The organism is Nakamurella sp. (genome assembly GCF_048594475.1).
Lineage (GTDB): Bacteria > Actinomycetota > Actinomycetes > Mycobacteriales > Nakamurellaceae > Nakamurella.
The window spans coordinates 1-4098 of record NZ_JBMDXT010000118.1 but is presented as its reverse complement, the minus strand read 5'-3'; the positions used below and the strand labels follow the sequence as shown (position 1 = coordinate 4098).

Below are 4098 nucleotides of genomic sequence, written 5' to 3'. Positions count from 1 at the left end.
CGGATGTTCTCCTCGAACGGCAGGTGCGCGCCGTCGTACATGACCGAGCCGAAGCCGAGCTTGATCGCCTCCAGCACCTCGTCCTCCGGCCCGTGGTCGAGGTGGATGACGACGTCGGCGCCGGACTCCTCCGCCACCCGCCTGGTCATCTCGTAGGCCTTGCGCAGGCCCATGTGCGGCACGATGGCCCGGCCGACCTGCAGGAAGACCGGCGCCTTGGCCTCCTCGGCGGCCAGCACCAGGGCCTGGGTGGTCTCCACGTTGTGCATGTTGAAGGCGCCGACGGCGTAGCCGCCGGAGCGGGCGTCGGCGACCAACCGGGCCGGATCGACGTAGGGCATGGCGAACTCCTTTGGACGGAGGATCGGATGGGTCGGGAAGGGGTGGGCGGGGAGCGGTCCGGCCGGGGCCGGTGGATCGCGACGGGCCGTCAGATGGTGCGCGCGGCCTCGACCGCCCGGCACCAACCCGCGTACAGCTGGTCGGCCCGCGCGGCGTCCGGGCCGGGTTCGAAGATCCGGTCGGCGGTCCAGCCGCCGGCCAGGTCGTTCGGCGACTTCCAGACGCCGACCCCGATCCCGGCCAGGAAACCCACGCCCAACGCGGTCATCTCGCGCTGGCTGGCCCGCAGGACCGGGATGCCGCACAGGTCGGCCTGGAACTGGCAGAGCAGGTCGTTGCCGGCCGCGCCGCCGTCCACCTTCAACGACTCAACGGTCAGGCCCGCGGCGCCGAGCCGGTCGATGTTGTCCCGGGTCTGGTAGGCCATGGCCTCCACGGCGGCCCGGACCACGTGCTCCGCCCCGGCTTCCAGGGTCAGCCCGGAGATCGTGGCGGTCGCGCCGCGGTCCCAGTACGGGGAACCGAGACCGTTGAACGCGGGCACGAAGTAGACGCCGCCGTTGTCGTCGGCCAGCCGCGCCAGTCGCTCGATCTCGTCCCCCGAGCTGAACATCTTCATCCGGTCGCGCAGCCAGCCCAGGGTCTGACCGCTGGAGAAGACCGTCCCCTCGACCTCGAACGCGGTGCGTCCGGTCACCGTCCAGGCGACGCTGGCGATCTGCCCGTCCACCAGCATCGGGCGGTCCCCGCTGTTGACGGTGAGCACGCCGGCCGTGCCGTAGGTGTTCTTCGCCGATCCGGGGTCGAAGCAGGCCTGACCGAACATGCCGGCCTGCTGGTCGCCCAGGACGGCCGTGACCGGCACACCGCGGGAGCCGCCGGCCAGCTCGCCGAACACGGTTGGATCGGCGTCGCCGAACAGGGCGTCCGAGGCCACCGCCTCCGGCAGCAGCGAGAGCGGAACCCCGGCCCGGGCGCAGAGTTCGGCGTCCCAGCTCATCGTCGTCAGGTTGAACAGTCCGGTGCGCGACGCCTCGCTGTGGTCGGTGCGGTGGGACCGGCCGCCGGTCAGCTGCCACAGCAGCCAGGTGTCCAGGGTGCCGGCGGCCAGCTCCCCGCGCTGCGCCCGGTCCCGGGCCCCGGGGACGTTCTCCAGCAGCCAGGTCAGCTTGGAGGCACTGAAGAACGGGTTGTTGTAGACCCCCGTGCGGGCGCGGATGTCCTCGTCCCAGCCGGCCTCCCGCCAGCGGCGGACGATCGGCTCGGTCTGGTTCGACATCCACGAGATCGCCCGGTGGATCGGCTCACCGGTCCGCCGGTCCCAGATGATCACGGTCTCCCGCGAGGTGGTGATGCCGATGGCGACCAGCTCCCGGGCGGTCACCCCGTGCCGGGACATGGCCTCCAGCATGGCGTCCCGCTGCGACTCCCAGACCCGGGCGGGGTCGAGTTCGACCCAGCCCGGGTGCGGGAACACCGGGACGACCGGGCGCCGCGCCTCGCTGACGATGTGACCGTCCGGGTCGATCAGCACGGCCCGGGCGCTGGACGTGCCCTCGTCCAGCGTCAGGACGTAGCGGGCGGCGCCGGCGGAGCTCACGGCCGGATCCCGTCCGGGTCGGGCGTGCCGGAGGTGCCGACGGCGACCCCCGGATCGCCGGCGGTGCCGGCGACCGGGGCGGCCGCCGACGGGATGGCCAGGTGGTCCAGCCACCGCCGGTAGCCGGTGATCTCCCGCTCGCGCCGGGCCTCGTCCCAGTCGAGCCGGTCGCCCAGCACCGCGGCGATCTTGTCCACCTCGGGCAGGGCGTGGCCCGGCTCGAACGCGAGCAGGGTGCGGCGGGCCAGCACGTCGGCCAGGGTGCGCGCGAACTCGACCCGGACCGCGAAGACCAGCTCGGCCCCGATGGCGCCGGTCGGCTCGTGCACGACCGCGAGCAGGTCGGGATCCTCGGCCGCCAGGGCGACCACCTCCAGCGCCCGGCCGCCGTAGACGTTGATCAGCCGGTCGGCCGAGCGCGTGGACAGGCCCGCGCCCACCAAATCCCGGCGGGCGGCGGCCAGGTCGCCGACGGCCCCGGGGAACGGCAGGAACGTGGTGACGCACTTGGGCGCCGGCCGGCCCAGCTTCGTGAAGGCCAGGTCGACCGCGTCCTCCGCCAGCTGCCGGTGGGTGGTGAGCTTGCCGCCGACGACGGTGATGAGACCGTTCACCGACCCGTCGTGCTCGTGCAGCACGTGGGTGCGCGGCACCGAGGACTCGGCCACGCCCGGGGCGTAGGGCAGCGGCCGGACTCCGGACAGCGTGTAGAGCACGTCGCCGGAGGTCAGGTTGGCCCCGGGCACGAGGCCGTTCACCTCGTCCAGGATGTACTGCATCTCGTCGGCGTCGCAGCGGGCCTCGTCCGGATCGTCGTCGAACCGGATGTCGGTGGTGCCCAACAGGTACCGGCCCATCCACGGGATGACCAGGACCAGCCGGCCGTCGCGCCGCGACTCGTAGTACACGACGTCGGTCGGCGCGCCGGGGAACGTGTCGACCACCAGGTGGCTGCCCTTGGTGCCGCCGTTGAGCCGGGGCTGGCCCGACGCGCCGGTGGTGAAGATGCGGTCGATCCACGGGCCGGCCACGTTCATGATCACCGAGCCGCGGACCTCGTGCATCCGGCCGGTGTCGATGTCGCGGAACCGGACGCCGACCAGTCGACCACCGTCCATGATGGGCTCCTCGACCCGGGCGTGGGTGCGGATGACCGCACCGTCACCCGCGGCCGCGACCGCCAGCTCGACGCAGAGCCGCTCGGCGTACTCCACCTGGCCGTCGGTGAACACCGCGGCGCCGGACAGCCCGTCGGTGCCGATGCCGGTGAAGCGCTGCCGGGTCTTCGGCTCGGACAGGATCTCGTGCCGGGCCGACTTCTTGTCGAAGGACAGGACGTCGTAGGCGATCATGCCGAAGCGGATCATCCAGCCGGGCCGGCGGTTGTGCTTGTAGAACGGCATCAGCAGCCGGACCGGCTTGACCAGGTGCGGGGCCTGGACGAACAGCCGCTCCCGCTCCCGGAGCGACTCCCGCACCAGCGCGAAGTCGCGGTGTTCCAGGTACCGCAGCCCGCCGTGCACGAGCCGGCCGGACCACGCGGACACGCCGCTGCAGATGTCGTCCTGCTCGAGAAGGACCACTCGCAGGCCCCGCAGGGCGGCGTCCCGGGCGATGGCGACACCGTTGATGCCCGCCCCGATCACCACCACGTCGAAGGTCGACGACAGCGTGTCCACCATGATCCGCTCAACTCCTTTCGATTGCGACTGGGTCGGTGACGAGCACCGCTTCAGTCGGCGGTCTCGATGATCGCGACGACGGTGCGCACCTCGACCGTCTGGTCCACCGGGATGAGGATCTCGGTGATGGTGCCGGTGGCCGGGGACTCCAGGGTCTCCTCGACCTTCTCCGCCTCGACCTCGGCCAACGGCTCGTCCTCGGTGACGCTGTCACCGACCGCCTTGTGCCACTCGATGATGGTGCCTTCGCTCATGCCCATGCCCCACTGCGGGAGCAGGACCTCGACGCGTGCCATGGATGTGCCTTTCGTGCAGTCCCGGGAGGACCGGGGAGGAACGGGTGGGTGGGCTCAGCGGGCCGCGCCGACGCGGGCGCCGTTGTCGGTCGCCTGGTCGGCCGGCGCGGGCAGCGGCCCGCGCTCGCCGGTGACCCGGCGGATCGCCTCGGTGATGGTGGTGCGGGTCGGGTAGAGC

At 72.3% G+C, this 4098-nt stretch carries 4 protein-coding genes; all 4 read right to left on the bottom strand.

The genetic code is table 11. The features are described from left to right. The coding region (locus ACOJUF_RS06100; protein ID WP_420120971.1) for a class II fructose-bisphosphate aldolase at positions 1-341 on the bottom strand (341 nt) is incomplete at its 3' end. 89 nt (positions 342-430) lie between these two features. Beyond that, positions 431-1942, bottom strand: a complete 1512-nt coding sequence (locus ACOJUF_RS06095) for an FGGY family carbohydrate kinase (protein ID WP_420120970.1) — start codon at positions 1940-1942, stop codon at positions 431-433. Next, positions 1939-3624, bottom strand: a complete 1686-nt coding sequence (locus tag ACOJUF_RS06090; protein ID WP_420120969.1) for an FAD-dependent oxidoreductase — start codon at positions 3622-3624, stop codon at positions 1939-1941. Before ACOJUF_RS06090 ends, ACOJUF_RS06095 begins: the two co-directional genes overlap by 4 nt. Positions 3625-3674: 50 nt before the next feature. After that, positions 3675-3920 carry a lipoyl domain-containing protein gene (locus ACOJUF_RS06085; RefSeq protein WP_420120968.1) on the bottom strand — a complete coding sequence of 82 codons (246 nt, stop codon included), beginning with the start codon at positions 3918-3920 and terminating at the stop codon, positions 3675-3677. Between the last annotated feature and the right edge of the window lie 178 nt (positions 3921-4098).

What these genes read in the sequence shown, in the direction of transcription:
- ACOJUF_RS06090 (WP_420120969.1), bottom strand. Translation starts at nt 3,624, where the DNA reads ATGGTGGACACGCTGTCGTCGACCTTCGACGTGGTGGTGATCGGGGCG.
- ACOJUF_RS06085 (WP_420120968.1), bottom strand. Translation starts at nt 3,920, where the DNA reads ATGGCACGCGTCGAGGTCCTGCTCCCGCAGTGGGGCATGGGCATGAGC.